The sequence below is a fragment of the Micromonospora sp. NBRC 110038 genome (assembly GCF_020884815.1).
Lineage (GTDB): Bacteria > Actinomycetota > Actinomycetes > Mycobacteriales > Micromonosporaceae > Micromonospora > Micromonospora haikouensis.
Genome location: NZ_BBOL01000004.1, coordinates 44561 through 62041 on the forward strand (window position 1 = coordinate 44561; position 17481 = coordinate 62041).

The 17481-nt window shown below is 74.6% G+C and carries 15 protein-coding genes; 4 read left to right on the forward strand and 11 right to left on the reverse strand.

Annotated features, from left to right (window positions below):
- Nucleotides 1-51 precede the first annotated feature (51 nt).
- From LPU61_RS15855 to LPU61_RS15880, 6 genes are all read right to left on the reverse strand, one after another.
- Nucleotides 52-1059 (reverse strand): LacI family DNA-binding transcriptional regulator, encoded by a 1008-nt coding sequence (locus LPU61_RS15855; RefSeq protein WP_043968841.1) that lies wholly within the window; start codon nucleotides 1057-1059, stop codon nucleotides 52-54.
- Nucleotides 1060-1439: 380 nt separating this feature from the next.
- Nucleotides 1440-2783: a LacI family DNA-binding transcriptional regulator gene (locus LPU61_RS15860; RefSeq protein WP_082106747.1), complete on the reverse strand. Its 1344-nt coding sequence runs from the start codon at nucleotides 2781-2783 to the stop codon at nucleotides 1440-1442.
- A gap of 119 nt (nucleotides 2784-2902) precedes the next feature.
- The gene (locus LPU61_RS15865) at nucleotides 2903-5632 is read right to left on the reverse strand and encodes a M48 family metalloprotease (RefSeq protein ID WP_229405334.1); all 2730 of its coding nucleotides are present in this window, start codon (nucleotides 5630-5632) and stop codon (nucleotides 2903-2905) included.
- Entirely contained in the window at nucleotides 5616-6167 is a 552-nt protein-coding gene (locus LPU61_RS15870; RefSeq protein ID WP_043968843.1) for a hypothetical protein, read from the reverse strand. The genes LPU61_RS15865 and LPU61_RS15870 overlap by 17 nt, the downstream gene beginning before the upstream one ends.
- Nucleotides 6168-6278: 111 nt before the next feature.
- Nucleotides 6279-7166 (reverse strand): bifunctional helix-turn-helix transcriptional regulator/GNAT family N-acetyltransferase, encoded by an 888-nt coding sequence (locus tag LPU61_RS15875; protein ID WP_043968844.1) that lies wholly within the window; start codon nucleotides 7164-7166, stop codon nucleotides 6279-6281.
- A gap of 71 nt (nucleotides 7167-7237) precedes the next feature.
- Nucleotides 7238-7837, reverse strand: coding sequence for a hypothetical protein (locus LPU61_RS15880; protein WP_043968845.1), 600 nt, complete (start codon nucleotides 7835-7837; stop codon nucleotides 7238-7240).
- A 173-nt stretch (nucleotides 7838-8010) separates the two neighbouring features.
- Between LPU61_RS15880 and LPU61_RS15885 the strand changes: the two genes are divergently transcribed.
- The 4 genes from LPU61_RS15885 to LPU61_RS15900 all read left to right on the forward strand — a co-directional run bounded on the left by LPU61_RS15885 (nucleotide 8011) and on the right by LPU61_RS15900 (nucleotide 11135).
- On the forward strand, nucleotides 8011-8769 hold the full coding sequence (locus LPU61_RS15885; protein ID WP_229405335.1) for an IclR family transcriptional regulator: 759 nt from the start codon (nucleotides 8011-8013) through the stop codon (nucleotides 8767-8769).
- A 256-nt stretch (nucleotides 8770-9025) separates the two neighbouring features.
- Nucleotides 9026-9721 carry an MOSC domain-containing protein gene (locus LPU61_RS15890; protein WP_229405336.1) on the forward strand — a complete coding sequence of 232 codons (696 nt, stop codon included), beginning with the start codon at nucleotides 9026-9028 and terminating at the stop codon, nucleotides 9719-9721.
- On the forward strand, nucleotides 9718-9921 hold the full coding sequence (locus tag LPU61_RS15895) for a ferredoxin (RefSeq protein WP_043968847.1): 204 nt from the start codon (nucleotides 9718-9720) through the stop codon (nucleotides 9919-9921). Before LPU61_RS15890 ends, LPU61_RS15895 begins: the two co-directional genes overlap by 4 nt.
- On the forward strand, nucleotides 9918-11135 hold the full coding sequence (locus tag LPU61_RS15900; protein WP_229405337.1) for an NAD(P)/FAD-dependent oxidoreductase: 1218 nt from the start codon (nucleotides 9918-9920) through the stop codon (nucleotides 11133-11135). The genes LPU61_RS15895 and LPU61_RS15900 overlap by 4 nt, the downstream gene beginning before the upstream one ends.
- Before the next feature lie 76 nt (nucleotides 11136-11211).
- Here the strand turns inward: LPU61_RS15900 and LPU61_RS15905 are convergent, their stop codons facing one another.
- The 5 genes from LPU61_RS15905 to LPU61_RS15925 all read right to left on the reverse strand — a co-directional run bounded on the left by LPU61_RS15905 (nucleotide 11212) and on the right by LPU61_RS15925 (nucleotide 17399).
- A complete protein-coding gene (locus tag LPU61_RS15905) occupies nucleotides 11212-12243 on the reverse strand; it encodes a nucleoside hydrolase (RefSeq protein WP_229405338.1) in 1032 nt (343 codons plus the stop codon).
- Complete coding sequence (locus LPU61_RS15910) at nucleotides 12240-13094, reverse strand: carbohydrate ABC transporter permease (protein ID WP_043968849.1); 855 nt, start codon at nucleotides 13092-13094, stop codon at nucleotides 12240-12242. Before LPU61_RS15910 ends, LPU61_RS15905 begins: the two co-directional genes overlap by 4 nt.
- Nucleotides 13095-13096: 2 nt before the next feature.
- Nucleotides 13097-13987 carry a carbohydrate ABC transporter permease gene (locus LPU61_RS15915; RefSeq protein ID WP_229405339.1) on the reverse strand — a complete coding sequence of 297 codons (891 nt, stop codon included), beginning with the start codon at nucleotides 13985-13987 and terminating at the stop codon, nucleotides 13097-13099.
- A 68-nt stretch (nucleotides 13988-14055) separates the two neighbouring features.
- Nucleotides 14056-16431 (reverse strand): extracellular solute-binding protein, encoded by a 2376-nt coding sequence (locus LPU61_RS15920; RefSeq protein ID WP_229405340.1) that lies wholly within the window; start codon nucleotides 16429-16431, stop codon nucleotides 14056-14058.
- Complete coding sequence (locus LPU61_RS15925; RefSeq protein WP_043968851.1) at nucleotides 16428-17399, reverse strand: ribokinase; 972 nt, start codon at nucleotides 17397-17399, stop codon at nucleotides 16428-16430. The genes LPU61_RS15920 and LPU61_RS15925 overlap by 4 nt, the downstream gene beginning before the upstream one ends.
- Nucleotides 17400-17481 lie beyond the last annotated feature (82 nt).

Here is a 17481-nt window from a genome sequence, read left to right on the forward strand (position 1 = left end):
GCTATCAACCCGTGGTGGAGGGGCGCCGCCGCGGCACGGCCGGCGTCGGGGTCACTCGGGCGGCGGGGCCACGCTGCTGCGCGTGATCAGCGTCGGGGAGACGGTCTGCCGCAGCGTGCGGTCGACGCCGGACTCGATCTGTGCCAGCAGCAGGGTGAGGCTGGCCTTCGCCACGGTGTCGAAGTCGGGCCGGACGGTGGTCAGCGGCGGGATGAAGTAGGCCGCGTCCGGCACGTCGTCGAAGCCGACGACGCTGACCTCCTCCGGCACCCGTCGGCCGTGCTCGTGCAGCGCGTGCAGCACGCCCAGGGCGAGATCGTCGTTGGCGGTGAAGATGGCGGTCACTCCCGGCGTCCGCGCCAGCATCTGCCCGCAGCGGTACCCCGACGCCGCCGACCAGTCCGCCTGCAACACGGGGGGCGCCTCCGCCCCCGCCGCCCGCAACGTCTCCCGCCACCCCGCGATCCGGCCGGCGCTGTCGAACCAGTCGCCCGGACCGGAGACGTGCCAGACCGTCCGGTGGCCCGCGTCGAGCAGATGCTGGGTGGCCAGCCGGCCCCCCTCCACCTGGTCGATGGTGACCAGCGGCTCCGGCCGGCGGGGGTCGCCGTCGACGGTGACCAGCGGGATGTCGGTGGGCAGGCAGTCCAACGCCTCGGCGGCGGACTCCACGGGCGCGATCACCACGATCCCGGCGACCCGGTGCGCCAGGTGTCGTTCGACGACAGCGGTGATGGAATCGCGGTCCAGGTTGCGCACGCTGCCCACGCTGACGGCGAAGCCCGCCTCGGCCGCGGCGAGCTCGAAGGCCGACAGCAGGGACGCCGGGCCGTAGAGCGTGGTGTTGAGCGCCACGACGCCCAGCACCTGGGACCGCCCGGTGACCAGCGCGCGGGCCGCCCGGTTGGGGCGGTAGCCGAGCTGGCTGATCGCGGCCTGCACCCGCAGCCGGGTCTGTTCCCGGACGTTGGGGTGCCCGTTGAGGACGCGCGACACGGTCTGGTGCGACACCCCGGCGAGGCGGGCCACGTCCCTCATCGCAGGACCGCGTGCGGTCATCCCACCCACCTCTCCGTGCGCCCGTCCGGCCCGTGGGGGCCGGTTGGCCGGACCGATGCTTCGTCGGGCATCGACCTCGGGGCACGCAGACATACCGCCGTGGACAACGCCAAATCAGCGAGAGTCTACGCGGCGGTGGTGTCGGGTGGGCTGGAGAAAACGGCCGGACTACGGCGGCAAACCGTGATGTTCGTCATCACGGATCGCGGACGGGCGCCGAGCCGGTGGCGGGTGGCCTGGAGAGGCACCTTCCTTCTTCGCCGTGCCGCCGTGCTCGGCGGCCTGTGCGTATGGGACGGGTGGTATCGATCGGTTCGGATGCTACCGAAACAAGTCGGCGACGACAAGGAGAGGTTTCCGAGGAACCGCCGGGGCGTCGGTTACCAGGTGCCGGGAGCGGCGGTGCTGTCGCGTACGACGAGCGTGGTCGCCAGCTCGACGCGGGTCTGGGGGAGGCGCTGGTTGGTGGCCAGGGCCAGCACCATCCGGGCCGCGGCGGCCCCCATGTCCGTCAGCGGCTGCTGCACCGACGTCATCGTCGGGCCGCACAGCCTGGTGTGCGGGATGTCGTCGAAGCCCACGACGCTGAGATCCTGCGGGATGCGTCGGCCGGTCAGGCGGGCGGCCTCGTAGACCCCCAGCGCCTGCAGGTCGTTGCCGCACAGCACCGCCGTCGGGGTCGGGTTGAGGCGCAGCAGGTCCTGGCCGAGGCTGAGACCGTCCTCGAAGGAGAACCAGGTGCCCGTGCGCAGCAGCCTCGGCTCCAGCCCGACCCCGGCGGCCTCCATCGCCGCCCGGGCCCCGTCCAGCCTCGCCCGGGCGCAGAGCCGCTCGGTCGGGCCGGTGATCACGGCGATCCGGCGATGGCCCAGGTCGAGCAGGTGCCGGGCGGCCTCGAAGCCGCCGCTCCAGTTCGTCGCCGTCACCGAGGGGACGGTGTGCAACGGCAGCTCGTCCGTGGGATCCAGCACCACCAGCGGGATCGCGCTCGCCCGCAGCAGGGCGTGCTGCTCGGAGGTGAAGCCGAGGTGCACCGCGATCACCCCGGTCGGTCGCCGCGCCAGCAGGTCGCGGGACCAGAAGCGGCCCTGCGACAACTGCCGCCGGGCGTCGGTGAAGCCGACGGCCAGCCGGTGCTCGCCGGCGACCTGCTCCACCCCGTGCATGATCGCCACCGCCAGGTTGCTCTGCATCCCGTAGAAGACCACCTCCACGATGGCGCTCGGGGTGCCCAGCTCCGGCCGGCGGTAGCCGTGCTCCCGCAGCAGGGCCTCCACCCGGGACCGGGTCTGGGCGGCGACCCCCGACCGCCCGTTGAGCACCTTCGACACCGTCGGCACCGACACGTCCGCGAGGCGCGCGATGGTGGTGAGCGTGTGTTCCCCCCGCCTTCGCCCGCGCCGTTCGGCACCCGCCGTGCCGCCCGTCCGCTGCGGCACGGGCGCGGCGGCCGGCGGGCGGGCGGCCGGCGAACCGACCGCCGCCGGGCCGGCCTGCGCGCGGACGCTCGGCCGGTGCTGCCGGCCTGCCGTGTCGAGCAGCTCGGCCCGCACCGTCTCGGCCGTCTCGGCCGCGCCCGGCCCGGCCGGCACGGTCCGGGTGAGATAGCGGCGTCGCTTCGACACGGGGTCGATCCCGGCGTACACCCGGACCCGCAGTGACCCGCTGGGCAGCTCCTCGATCTCGCCACGCGCTCGCCGGCGGGGCCCGGGTTCGTCCGACATGGAGCCAGACTACTCCGTGCCGTCTCCACGTCGATGCCATGGCTCCACGGCTCCATGCGGGTCCGCGTCCGGCGGCCGCGCCGCCCTCTCGACCCGCCGCCGCGCAGCGCCGTCCCGACTCAGGCGGGACTGCGCACGAACGACTCCTCGCTCCACGCCCCGTCGTCGTACTCCAGGCGGACGGTCAGCCGGTCGTCGTCGCAGCGGTAGGTGCCCGTGTTCTCCTCCGGCCCCACAGGCAGGTCCGCCTCGCGGTCACCGACCCGTACCACCGTCTCGACGCCCGGGTTGACCTGGTCGTACTGGCGGTACCGCCCGCCGGCGGTCGACCAGCGGTAGGTCTGCACGCCCCGCTGCGTGTATCGCACGGGGTTTCCGCCGAGCGTGCCGCGGGCGGCGGTCAGGTCGTAGAGGTCCGTCGCCGTGCCGTCGGCGCGGTAGGCGGTGGCGAAGCCGTCCTCGGCCCCGCTGGCGAGGTCGAGGGTGGCGTCGCGGGTGAGGCCGGCCAGGCCGCCGAGCAGCGAGTCGGCCGGGACGAGCAGGTGGTAGCGGCCGTCCGTGAGCCGCCACACCCCGACCAGGCAGGGGTCCCGGCTCACGGTCGCCGTGGCCGTCGGGCGGAAGAGCACCGGCGCGACCGTGCCGGCGGCGGCGAGCCCGACGGCGAGCCCGGCCGCCGTCCCGCGCCGGCGGCGCGCGGAGCCGGCCAGCCCGGCGGCCAGGGCGGCCCCGACGGTGGCGGCGAGCACCGCCACCGTCGGGGCGACGACGAGGGCGTGGGTGAGGATCCGGTCGACGGCGACCCGGTCGACGACCGGGCCGCAGCCGATCGCGGCGCCGGTCACGCAGGACACCAGGGTGTCGGCGGTCAGGATGGCCGGGGCCAGCAGCAGCCCCGCCGTGAGGGCGGCGAGCAAAGCGTGCGGCACCGACAGGCGTCGGGTGGCGACCGCGGCGACGGCGATGGTCAGCTCGACGAACGTGACCGGGACCAGGGTGTGCCCGTCGACCACGGCCGCCGTGGTCGTGGCGCTGAGCCCCGGGTCGCGCGCGACCAGGCCGAGGCCGAGCGGCGCCAGCGGCACCAGCAGGGCGCCGACGCCGCCGGCCACGACACCCAGGCGCACCGCCCGCCGGCTGGCGCGGCGGGCGGCCAGCGCCGGGTACAGCAGCGCGAGCAGCGGCAGGACGAACACGTACGGTGCCTGGGCGGAGACGGTACGCAGGAGGAAGCCGAACAGGTCCACCAGGGTCAGCGGGGTGACCGTGTCCGGATGCCCCTCGCGTGCGGCGACCAGACGCAGCATGGTGGTCGCACCGTCGAGGGTCGCCGTGTCCAGCACGAGCAGGGACGCCACGTAGCCGGCGGTGAGCACCGAGGTGGCCGACACCGCGCCGGCCCAGGCCAGCCGGGTCCGGCGGGTGTCCGTCGGCGCGACGCGTCGCAGGTACGCCCGCGCGCCGCCGGCGACCCAGCGGCCGAGCAGCGCCCCGCCGACGATCCACAGCAGACCGAGGGTGATCTCGATCCACCAGGCCCGGTGCTGGTCGGTGTACGCGGTGACCCAGGACAGCCGGCGGCCGACGGCCAGGCCGCAGGCCAGGGCCGCGCCGAACGCCGTGCCCGTGGCGGCGGCGGTGCCGGTGTGCCGCGCCCACCAGGCGCAGCGCCACAGCGCGCCGGTGGTGACCAGCGCGAGCGGCACGCCGAGCAGCAGCCCGGCGGCGACGGCCCCGCCGGTCAGCCGGTCCAGCCCCGGCAGCTGCCGGGGCAGGCTGGACATCAGGTCCACCAGGGGCGGCGCGGCGATCCCGGCGGCGAGGCCCGCGCCGAGCGCCTCCACCGGGCGGGCGGCGAACCGGCGTCCGGGGTGTGCCAACGTGTCGACCCGGGCCTGGGCGAGCGGATGGAACCGGAACACCGAGCCGAGGCGGGCCCACCGGCCGCTCCGGCGGCGGTCGGCGGCGAGCAGCGCCCGCGCGGCCGCCCGGTCGTCGCCGGTGAGGCGTTCGTCGGCGGCGAACTCCCGGGCGCGCAGCACCGACCACACCGACACCTGCACGATCAGCGCGAAGGCGGCGAGTCTCCAGCCGTCGTCGAGCAGCCGTCGCACGGGCACGGAGCCGACGTAGTTGACCGCGACCGGGACGAGGACGGCCAGGGGGAACGCCCAGGACTGGGCGATGGCCAGCCGGGTGAGGTGGACGTCGGCGTTGCGCACGTGGGCCAGCTCATGCAGGACGACGGCCCGGAACAGCGGTGGCGCGGTCCGGTGGGCGTGCACGAGGCCGAGGTCCAGCCGGACGTACCGCAGGGGACCGGCGCCGAAGGTGTTGCCGCTGACCCGGGCGGACCGGGACACCACGAACACCGGCGGCCGGCGTAGGCCCGCCTCCCGGACCAGGCCGGCCAGCGCGGACCGCAGCGCCCCGGTGCCGGGGACCCGGTCGAGTCGGCGCAGGTCGCGCAGCCAACGCTCGCACCAGGGCGCGGCGAGGTAGACGGCGGCGGTCGCCGCCGCGAGCACGGCGAGCCCCACGGCCATCTGGCGCAGCGAGTCCCCCCGCAGGGTGCCGAGGCACTGCTGCACCGCGGCCAGGCTCTCCTCGTTGACCGTGCCCGTGCGCACGTCGACGGGGGCCGGAAGGTCGCTGAGCCCGGCGACGCACTCCGCGCGCTGGCGGGTGGCCTCCCTGTCGACGAGCACGGTCTGCCAACCGAACATGCTCGTGCCCACCACCGCGGTCACCGCGGCGACGAACCGGCCGAGGGTGGCCGAGGGCAGCGGGGGTGCGACCGCGCCGGCCGGCCCGGCGGGCGGGCCGGCGCCCTCAGTCGCCGTCGGCATCGCCACCGTCGACGCCGAAGCGCTGGGCGAACGCGTCGCGCACCGCGTCGCGCAGCAGCGCGACCTGGTCCTCGGTCAGCTCCCAGGCCGGGTCGCGGGCGGCGGCGGTGACGACCTCCTCGATGCGCAGCAACTGCCCGGGCCGCAGCCGCAGCGCCGCCGGCGGCGGGGGGAGCGCGGTGGACCGCCGGGCCCGCCAGCGCAGGCGCAGGGTGCGCAGGCCGCCGCGGACGGCGTCGGTGGCGTGCTCCCGCACGCCGTCGCGCAGGGCCTCCAGCGCGATGCCGGTGAGGACCAGCACGTACGGCAGCAGCGGCGCGACGGCCTCGTCGAAGCCGCCGCCCCCGGCCTCGCCGCCGCCCACCCGCACCAGCCGGGCCGGGTCCCGCCGCCAGTGGCCCGGACGGCGTCGGTAGGCGGGCGCGAGGAAGGCCAGCAGCGGCTCCTCGTCGGGGGCCACCGCCCGGATCGCCAGCCGGACCAGCTCGTCCTCGATCCCGTCGGCGGTGGCGTGCCACTGCGGGGTGCCGGTCATCGTGCTCCCGTCCTCCGGCGGATCACCCGCCGGTTTCCCGCGCCCACCGTACGGGGATTCGCGGCGGTCGGGGGTCGGCTACCGGACAGCGTGGGCGGTCGGCCCGGCCGGTCAGGGGACGAGGCGCTTCTCGAACCAGTGGTGGGCGTAGCGCTCGGTGTTGAACGGCTCGACCTCGCGGTACCCGGCGGAGCGGTACAGGGCGAGCGCCTCGGTGAGGTTGCGGTTGGTGTCCAACCGGACGGCGGTCCAGCCACGCGTGGCGGCGTACCGCTCCAGCTCGTCGAGCAGCCGCCGGCCGACGCCGAGGCCGCGCACCGCCTCGGAGACCCACACGCGTTTGATCTCGGCCGGCGCGCCGGGGTGCAGCTTCACCGCACCGCAGCCGACGGGCTCGGCGTCGAGGGTGGCCAGCAGGAACACCCCGGCGGGTGGGCTCAGCTCGTCGTCGCCGAGCGGGCTGCTCAGCGCGGGGTCGAAGCCGTCGTCGAAGCGCCGGGCGACGTCGCGGGCGTAGGCCCGCACGCACACCCGCGCCCGCGGGTCGCCCGGCGGGCACGGTTCGATGGTCACCATCGACGCGACGAGCAACCGCTCCACCTCGGCCATCGCCGCGACGAGCCGGGTGCGGCGGGGCCCGGTGAGCGGTTCGAGGATCGACCAGGCGAACGCGTCGGAACGCTCGTCGAGCGTGGACCACTCGGCCCGGCCGGCGTCGGTGAGGGTGGCCTGCCGGACGCGGCCGTCGCCGCCGGCCGGCGCGACGGTGACGAGCCCGTCGCCCTCCAGGGCGCGCAGGAGCCGGCTGAGGTGCCCGGAGTCCAGGCCGAGTCGGCTCCGCAGCGCCGCGACCTCGGCGCCGTCCGGGCCGATCTCCCACAGCAGGCGCGCCTGGGCGAGGGGCCGCCCGCGCGCCATGTACGCGTCGTCCAGCGCGCCCACCCGTTGGGTCACGGTCCGGTTGAACCGCCGTACCGTCGCGACAAGCTCCGTGTCCATGTGCCTGACTTTAGTCAGGTAAATCTCGGGCGATCCGTCGGGGTCCGCCCGCTGCCGCCGGGTGGACCGGGTCACTGCGGCGGCCCCGCGACGGCGGCCAGGACGAGGAAGCCCACGCCCAGCGGCACGTCCAGCAGCATGCAGAACTCCGCCAGCGACCGCGGCACGACCGCGGCCCGCCGGTAGTGGATCGCGTCCCAGATCCCGTGCCCGGCCAGCGCGAGCCCGGCCAGCACCAGCCCGACGCGCGGGTCGACGAGGACGGCGGTGACGGCGAGCCCCCCGTAGCCGAGCAGGGCCGCCGCCTGGGCGGCCAGCGGCGCACGCGGCACCCCGCCGGCCAGGCCGGCGACGACCAGCAGCGCCGCGACGACGCCCACGCCGGCCCACCACGGCGCCCCCGCCAGTTCGCTCGCCGCCACCACCATCCCGCCGCCGCCGACGCCGGCCCAGGCCACCCAGGGGCGGCCCAGCGCGGCGGCGCCCAGGTAGCACAGGGCCGCGACGGCGACCGTGATCGACAGCCCCTCCCGGTCGGCCCCGGCCGCCAGTGTCGCCGTGGCCACGGCCAGGCCGAGCAGGCTCGGCCAGCGGCGGAGCAGAGCCGGTCGGCGTGCCGCGCCGGCCCGGGTGTCGGTCGGGGGCGCGGCACTGCGGTCGGAGATGCCCATGGCTGCGATGGTGGCGCAGGACGCGGGCCGGACCCGAGCGGCGCGGGTGCGTCCGTCCGGATTCCTGCGGCCCGTGTCCGATCGCCTGGGCCGTGCGGGGTCTGCCGCCCGGTCTGCCGCAGACCCGGCCACCCCCGCACGGCCGGCCGCCGTGTGCTCCATAGGGTGGGGGGATGCAACCCGTCGTGCGCGCGCTCCAGGTCCTCCAGGCGCTGTCCGGCCGGCCTGACGGCATGACCCTCCAGGAACTCCACCTGGCGCTCGACATCCCACTGGGGAGCATGCACCGCATCCTCGCCGTGCTGCGCGAACAGCGGTTCGTCAGCCGCTCGCCGATCGATCTGCGCTACTTCCTCGGTCCGGCCGTCCGCGATCTGACCGAGAAGAACGTGAGCGGTGCCGGCGGCATGCAGTCGCTCACGACCGTCGTGCGCGAGCTGTCCCAGGCCACCGGTGAGACGGTCTTCCTGACCGAGTTGCACGGCAGCGAGGCCGTCTGCGTCTCGTTGGTGGAGGGCACCTATCCGCTCCGGCTCTTCGTGCGCCTGGGGCAGGTCATGCCGCTGAACGCGGCCGCGGCGGCCCGGGTGCTCCTTGCGTACCTGCCGCCGACGGTCGCCGCGGAGCTGCTCGGCGCGAGCGCGCTCGGCGAGTTCACGCCGTCGAGCCCGCACACCGTCGACGCCGTCCTGGAGCGCCTGCCGGTCATCCGGGAGCGGGGCTACGACATCGCCGCCGACGAGCTCGACGAGGGCGTCTGGGCGGTCGCCGCCCCGGTCTTCACCTCGACCGGTCGGGCGACCGCCAGCGTGACGCTCGCCGGTTCGTCCGGCCGGTTCGCCACCGAGGCCGTCCGGAGCGCGACCATCCGGAGCGTGACCGAGGCCGCCGCCCGGATGTCGGCGCACCTCGGCTGGACCCCCGCGGAGTAGTCGGCCCGCCCTCTCGCCGCCTCCCGGCCGTCGTGGCCGGCGGCGCGCGCCCGTGCCTCGCCGCCGGGTGGTGTGCTGCCTCCCGCGCTGCCGGCACGCCCGCAGCGGCCCGGTCCGCCGCGCCGGTGTCGGACGACACAGCCCCGATCGGTGCCCAGGAGGGGCGGGATCGGGGCGAAGGGGATTCATCGCCTCTGGTGCGTGGGCGCGATTCTGTGGAAACATGCCTTCCATGAGATGGAAGGAGGGTGCGGCGATGGAGAGTCCTGACCCCCCGGTGGAAGACCTCTCGGGACGCATCGTGTGGCTCTGCGTGGGCGGCGCGTCCCTGCTGCGCAGCGGCGACCAGGAGATCCGCACGGGATACCTGAAGACCCCGGTCGACGAGGTCCGGGTGTGCCGCGCCGGGTTGCCGGGCGACGAGCAGGTGTACGAGACCCACGGCGGCCCGGACCGGGTGGTCCTGAGCTACTCCACCGAGAACTACGGGTTCTGGCGTGACACCCTCGGGCTCGACCTGCCGCAGTACGCGGCCCTCGGGGAGAACTTCACCACCACGGGCCTGACCGAGTTCGACGTGCACGTGGGCGACGTCTTCGCCGTCGGCGAGGCCGTCGTCCAGGCGGCGCAGCCCCGGTCCCCCTGCCACAAGGTGGCCGCCCGCCACCGCCGACCCAGGTTCACGATCGAGGTCGCCCGCAGCCACCGGACGGGCATCCTCTACCGGGTGCTCCGCGAAGGCGTCGTCCGCGTCGGCGACACCATGCGCCTCGTCGCCCGCGAGCCGCACGGCTACTCGATCGCCGACGCCAACCGCATCCTCATCGACCGCAGGGACATCAGCGGCGCCCACGCCCTGCTGCGGGTCGATTCACTCGCCGAGGCGAAGAAGGCCGAACTCCGGGACCGGATCGCCGCCGCCGCACCCACCGACCGCAAGGAGCTGTCATGATCCGCGTGCACGTCGACCTCGACCTCTGTCAGGGCTTCGCCAACTGCGTGATGGTCGCGCCGGACCTCGTCGATCTCGACGCCAACGGCAAGGCGGTGGCGCTGCGGGAGACCTTCCCCGACACGGACGAGGGCGAGCTGCGCGAGGCGGCCGAGTCCTGCCCGGCGGTCGCGATCCGACTCGAACGGACCACGCCGTGACGGGCGGAACGGTCATCGTCGGCGCCTCCCTGGCCGGGCTGCGGACCGCGCAGCACCTTCGGGCCCTCGGCTACGCCGGCCCGGTGACGCTGGTCGGCGCGGAGCCGCACCTGCCGTACGACCGACCGCCGCTGTCCAAGCAGGTGCTCCTGGGGGAGTGGCCCGCGAGCCGCACGCACCTGGTGACCGAGGGGCAACTCGCCGAGCTGCGGGTCGACGCCCGGCTCGGCGCTGCGGCCACGGGCCTGGACCGCGACCGCAGGCTCGTCACGCTCGCCGACGGCAGCCTGATCCCGTACGACTTCCTCGTCGTCGCGACCGGCTCGCGCCCCCGCGAGCTGCCCGCCCCGAACGGCGGCCCGCACGTGCACACGCTGCGCACCCTCGACGACGCCCGGCTGATCGCGGCCAGGCTCGGCCCGGGGCGGCGCCTGGTGGTCATCGGCGCCGGCTTCATCGGCTGCGAGGTCACCTGCGCCGCCGTGGCCCGCGGCACCACCGTGACCCTGGTGTCCCGCGAGCCCGCCCTGTTGCCGCAGTTCGGCCCGGACGTCTCCAGCTACCTGGCCCGGCTGCACCGCGACGCCGGGGTGCGGCTGCTGCTCGACGCGCACGTCCGTTCGGTCGAGCCGGCCGGCGGCGACGCCGCCTCGGTGGTGCTCGCCGACGGGACGGCCCTCGACGCGGACGTGGTCGTCGTCGGCATCGGCGGCGTCCCGAACGTCGAGTGGCTGGCCGGCAGCGGCCTGGCCGGGCCGGACGGCGTGCCGGTGTCGCCGCACGGACAGACGGCCGACCCGGCGATCCTCGCCCTCGGCGACGTCGCGGCCTGGCCGGGCCCCGCCGGCCGGGGCCGCCGACGTTCGGAGCACTGGTCGCACGCCGTCGAGCAGGCCAAGACCGTCGCCCGGGTCCTGGTCGAGGGGGCGTCCTTCGACCCCGGGACCTTCGTGCCGTACGCGTGGTCCGACCAGTACGGCCACAAGCTCCAGACCGTCGGCGAGGTCCCGGCCCGGCCGGGCCGGATCGTGTCGGACAACTGGCACCCGACGGACGGCCGGCGGCACTGCCTCTACCTCGACGACCGGGGCGAGGTGGTGGGCGGGCTCTTCGTGGACGATCCCCGGGGCGCGGGGCAGCTGCGCCGGGCCCTGCAGCGGGCCGGCGCGCCGTCCGGTCCCGGCGCCCCCGGCCTCCGGCCCGCGCCGGCCTGAGGGGTCCCGCGACGCACACCGGCCCGGGGCCGACGGACCTGCACCGCAGGCGCCGTCGACCCCGGGCCGGTGACCGCTACGCCCGGGATCCGTGGTCCGACCAGCCGCGGTACGCCGCGAACATGGTCCGCAGGAGCCGGTCGTTGTCGACCGTCTTCACGATCCGCACGGGCTTGGCCCGGGAGATGTCGAGCCCGACGTGCAGCCGCAGGTTCTCCCGCGTCCAGGCGACCGGGCGGCCCCGGGTGAGCGTGCCCCGGGTCTCGACGTCGACCATCATCTCCTCGACGGTGACGATGCCCGGATCGACGAGCAGCGCCACCGCGAGGGGATCGTGCAGCAGGCAGCCGCCGATGCCGCGCCAGGCCGCGGCCAGGTCGATCCAGGGGCGGGTCGTCTGGACCACGTAGCGGGCCAGCGCGGAGCGCTCCGCATCCACGAGGTCGAGGTCCTCATGGCGCAGCAGCGTCTGCGACGTCGCGTCCAGCGGGAGCAGCGTGACCGGGCACCCCGAGGTCAGCACGGCCCGGGCCGCGTCCGGGTCGATGCCGAAGTTCAGCTCCTGCAGGAACCCGGGAACGTCGAACGCGCCCCCCATGACGACGATCTCCCGGACGACCTCCGGCAGGCCCGGGTCGAGCTGCAGGGCCTGCGCCACGTTCGTCAACGGACCGATCGCCACGATGGTGATCTCACCCGGGTGGGCGCGGACGTGCCGGACGATCTCCGCCGCGGCGCCGAACGCCGTGCCGGGGTCGTGGGGGTCCGGCGGCGGCACGGCGGACCACGCGGCGCGGACCGCGTCGCTGCGGGTGACCTGGTCCTGCCGGCTGCGCCAGGGGCCGCTCGGCTCCAGCAGCGCGGTGCCCGCACCGGCGTACACCGGGATGTCGAGCCCGACCAGGTCGACGAAGGTGCGGGCGACGGCGTAGCCCTGGTCGCGATGGGTGTTGCCGGACACGACGGTGATCATGTCGAGTCCGATGGCGTCGGAGGCGACGGCGAGCGCCAGGGCGAGCCCGTCGTCGATGTCCGCGCCGGGGACGCCGTTGCCCGGGTCGCAGTCGACGATGATCCGTCGTTGCGACGGCGGGTGGCCGGCGCTCACTCCCGCTCCCCGGTGGAGGCGAGCGACGAGGCGAACTGCCGCTGGGCGAAGAGGAGCACGAGCAGCGGGACCACGGCGGTGAGGGTGGCGGCGGCGAACATCTGGCCGTAGTCGACGCCGGACTCCTGGGCGAAGTCGGCGATGGCCACGGGCGCGACCCGCACGGCCGGCGCCGGGGCGATGAGCAGCGGCCACAGGAACGACTGCCACTGGAAGACGAACAGGATCAGGCCGGCGCCGACCATCGACGCCCGCGACAGCGGCAGGTAGATCCGCAGGTAGATGCCGAACCAGGACAACCCGTCCATCCGGGCGGCCTCGCTGAGCGAGGTCGGGATGCCGAGGAAGAACTGCCGCAGCAGGAAGATGGCCAGGCCGTTGCCGACCGCCGGCAGGATCAGCCCGACGAGCGTGTTCTGCAGGTCGGCCTCGCGGAACGTCGACGCGAGCGGGATGGCGATCGCCTCGAACGGCACCAGGAAGCTGACGACCATGACGCCGAACAGCGCCGCGCGCCCGGGGAACGGGATCATCGCCAGCGCGAACGCGGCCAGCGACGACACGGCCAGCCCGAGGGCCACGCTGACCGTGGTGACCAGCACCGAGTTCAGCAGCGCGAGGGTGAAGCTGCTCTCCAGCACCGCGCGGTAGTTGTCCAGCGAGACCGTGGAGGGGACCACCGTCCGCACCGAGACGGGGGAGAGGTAGCGGAAGATCTCCTCGCCGGGGCGCAGCGAGGAGACGACGGCCCAGAGCAGGGGCGCGACGGCCAGGGCGGCGACCGGTACGACGAGCCAGAGCGTGCGGCGTCCGGTACGCCGCTCGTTGCGTCTTGCGACGATGTCGGCCATGTCTAGTCCCTCCCGGGCAGCAGCCGGAACTGCGCGGCGACCACCACGATGACGATGCTGACGAGGACGACCGTCGCCGCGGCGGAACTGCCGGTGTCGGCCAGCGTGTAGGCGCGTTCGAAGATGAAGTTCATGATGAGGTTGGTCGATCCCTCCGGCCCGCCCTGGGTCAGGATCCGCACCGGGGCGAAGACCAGGAAGTTGGCGACCGTGTCGGCGACGAGGACGAACAGCAGGGGCCGGCGGATGCCGGGCAGGGTGATGTGGACGAACTGCTTCCACCCGCCGGCGCCGTCGAGGTCGGAGGCCTCGTAGAGGCTGCGGGGGATCTCGTGGATCCCGGCGACCAGGAAGGTCATCCAGTAGCCGACCCCGACCCAGCTGCACAGGATGACGATCGACATCAGCGCGGTGTCCGGGCTCACCAGCCATGGCACGGCCGGGATGCCGAGGGTGCCGAGGAGGCCGTTGAGCGGGCCGTCCGGGCGGAACAGCACGCCCCAGACGATGGCCGACACGGTCTGCGGGATCGCGATGGGCAGCAGGATCAGCGTGCGCCAGAGGCCCACCAGCGGGATGTGCCGGGTGAGCAGGACGGCCAGGAACAACGCCACCGCGATCTGGAACGGGTTGATGACCAGCGAGAACAGCAGGGTGACCTTCAGCGAGCCGAGGAACGCGGGGTCGCCGAACAGGTAGGTGAAGTTCGTCAGCGAGAACTCGCCGAGCCGGTTCGTCACCGCCGAGGTGACCGCCTCGACGGACGGGACGAGTCGTAGGAAGACCAGGCCGGTCAGGGCCGGCAGGAGAAACAGTCCGGCGGTGCCGAGCGTCCGCAGGCGTGCGCGGTTGCGGCTGCGACTACCTCGGGGGCGCGGGGGTGCTTGTGTCACGTTCGTGTCTTTCCGACTAGGGCCTGCCGGGCCCCGGGCGGCGCGACCCGCCGCCCGGGGCGGGCGCGCTACTTGTACTGGGACAGCTGCCGGGCGAGGGCGTCCTGCGCGGTGGCGAGGATCTGCGCCGGGTCGCCGCCGTTGCGGATGTCGGCGAACGCCTTGTTCACGATCGTCTCGAAGTCCACGTACCCCACCGAGGACGGCCGCCGGACCGCGTGCTCGTCGGTGTCGGTGGTCAGCAGGGTGCCGTACTGGGTGGTCTGCCGGGGGGCGATGCCGTCGATGTAGTGGATGTACTTCGGGTACGCCTTCTGGTTCACCGGGGGCAGGTTGAACTTCGTCGACGCGGACGTCGCGCCGTCCGTGGACAGCGACAGGTAGCGGGCGAACTCCTGCGCCGCGGTCGGGTGCTCGCTGACGTTGCTGACCCCGACGGCCCACGAGTCGGTCGGCGTGACGACCTTCCCACCCGCGGCGTACGGCAGCGGGGCCATGCCCCACTTGTCGGCGAGGCCGCTCTTCTGCAGGTCGGTGATGCGGGCCGGTCCGGCGACGTAGAAGGCGACGGAGCCGTTCTTGAACAGGTCGGGCATCTGGGCGGACGCCAGGCCACGGGGGGACAGGCCGGAGGAGTAGAGCTTGCCGTACCAGTCGCCGAAGGCGCGCCACTGCGCGGTGTCGACGGCCGGGGTGAGGTTGCCGTCGCCGGCCAGACCGGCGCCGCCACCCATCGACATGATCACGGGCTGGAGGGCGTAGTAGGCGTCGACCTGCTCGAAGGCGAAGCCGTACTGGGCGCCGGCGGCCTTGGCCTTCGTGGCGGCGGCCAGGGTCTGGTCCCACGTCCAGCGGCTGGCGTTGTCCGGCCCGGGCTCGGCGATCCCGGCCTTGGCGAGCAGGGCCTTGTTGTAGAAGAGGAAGTTGTCGCTGGTCCACAGCGGGTAGCCGTACTGCTTGCCGTCCCAGGTGACCGAGGAGATGCCGCCCGCGGTCAGGCTCTCCTTCATGGCCGGGGCGTCGGCGGAGACGTCCTTGAGGAAGCCCTGGGCGGCGAGGCTGGGCAGGCGCGGCGGGTCCACCGCGATGACGTCGATGGAGGTGTCCTTCGAGCCGAGCCGCGCCTGGGTCTGCGCCGCGATCTCGGCGAACGGGATGATCTGCACCTCGACGGTGATGTTCGGGTGCTCCTCGTGGAACGCCGCCACCGCCTCGTCGAAGACGCCCTTGTGCGGGGTGACGAACGTGATGGTGACGTCCGCGTTGGGATCGTCGTTGGCGGAGGCGCCGCAGGCGCTCAGCGCCAGGGCGGCGACCGCCAACGAAGCGCCGGCGAGCCGGCCGACCTTCTTTGTCATGGTATGGTCCTCTTTCGATAGGGGGCCCCGGGTGTCGCCACCGACTGCCATCTGAGTCGACACCTGGTGGTTCTCTCTGTGGTGCGTGGTGCAGCCGCAGGAGCGGCGACGGAGGAGTTCGGTGTCGCACACGATGTGCCGCCGCTCCTCCGGGCTCGTGGGTCGGGTCAGGGCGACCGCGTGCCGCGCGATCTCGGCCAGTGGCTGGCTGACGGTGGTCAGCGGCGGCACGCTGAACATGGCCTGTTCGGTGCCGTCGAACGTCACGACGGCCAGGCCGCTCGGCACCGCCACCCCGGCGTCGGCCGCTGCGGCCAGGACGCCGAGGGCCTGCATCTCGTCGGTGACGAGCACCGCGTCGGCCGTGCCGCGCTCGAACAGGGCGACGGCCGCCTGGTAGCCGCCGGCCCGGGAGAACGGCGCCTCGAAGAAGAGGCTCTCGTCGTTGGGCAGGCCGTGCGCCTTGAGGGCCTTGCGCCACCCGCCGATCCGCTCGACGGAGGTGAACAGGTGCGACGGGCCGGCGATGACGGCGATGCGGCGGTGGCCGTGCGCGATGAGGTGTTCGGTGGCCATGGCGGCGCCGTCGAAGTTGTCGACGACGACCGAGGCGATGTCGGAGAACCTGTCCCGTCGGTCGAGGGCGACGACCGGTATCCCGGCCCGGATCGCCGCCTCGACCGGCGAGTGGTGGCCCACCCCGACGTACAGCAGGCCGTCGACCTGACGCTCGACGAAGCTGGTGATCAGCCGGGCCTCGCGTACGGCGCTCTCGGCGGAGTTGCCCACGAGGAGGACCTGCCCCTCCCGGAAGACCTCGTCCTCGATCGCCCTGGCCAGGGCGGAGAAGAACGGGTTGGACACGTCCGGCACGACCAGGCCGAGCACGCCGGATCGGCCGCCGGCCAGGGCCTGGGCGATGGCGTTGGGTCGGTAGCCGGTGCGCTCGATCGCATCGAGGACGCGCTGGCGGGTGGCCGGCGCGACCGCGCGCGGCCCGTCGTTGACGACGTAGCTGACGACCGCCACCGAGGTGCCCGCCTCGCGGGCGACGTCCTGCCGGGTCACCCGGCGTGGTCCGGTCATCGCGGTGCCGCCTCGCGGCGCAGCACGTCGGCGGCCTGCTCCCGGGTCGGGTAGGCCGAGGCGGCGCCGGGCCGGCCCACCGCCAGGGAGGCCGCCGCCAGGCCCCAGCGGGTGGCCTCCGCCAGGGAGTGCCCGTTCGCGAGCGCGGCGGCCAGCGTCCCGGTGAAGCAGTCGCCGGCGCCCGTGGTGTCGGCGACCGTGGCGGGGAACGCCGCCAGGTGGCGTGCCGTCGGCCCGTCCGCGAGGACCGCGCCCCCGGCCCCGAGGGTGACGACGACCGACCGGGCGCCGGCGGCGACGAGCCGGCGGGCCACCCCGATCGCGTCGTCGACGTCGACGACGCGGGCCGGCCCGCCGTCGAGCAGTTCGAGCAGGTCGCCGGCCTCGTGCTCGTTGACCACGAGCGGATCGGCCTGGCGCAGCGTCTCGGGGGCGACCGGGACGACCGGGGCCAGGTTCAGCACGAACCTCGTGCCGGCCGCGCCGGCCGAGTCCGCCGCCCACGCGAGGACCCGGGGCGGCACCTCGCCCTGGACCACCACGACCGTCGGCGGTGCCGCGTGGTCGCGGAGGTTCGCGTCGACCGTGGCCCGGTCGATCCGGTCCACCGGCCCGGGCTCGACGACGATCAGGTTCTCGCCCGTCGCCTCGACCACGACGGTGGCCCGCCCGGTGTGCCGGCCGGGAACGACGCCGACCTGCGCGACCGAGACGCCGTGGGCGACCAGTTGGTCCCGGACGAATGCCGCGCTGGTGTCGTCGCCGACGGCGCCGAGGAGCGCGCAGGACACGCCCATCCGGGCGATGGCCACCGCCTGGTTGGCTCCCTTGCCGCCGAGCCCGTCGCGGGCACCGCCGGAGAGCACCGTCTCGCCCCGCCTCGGCAGTCGGGGGACGTCCAGCGAACGGTCGTGGTGGACCGAGCCGATGACCAGGGCTTTTGGTGTCGCCCGCACCAAGTTGATCATTAGGGCGTTCCTTCCGGCCGGCGTGAGGTCCCGTAATCTACGCGCGTTGAATCGGTGCCGTCAACGGTTGTGGAAGAGTGGT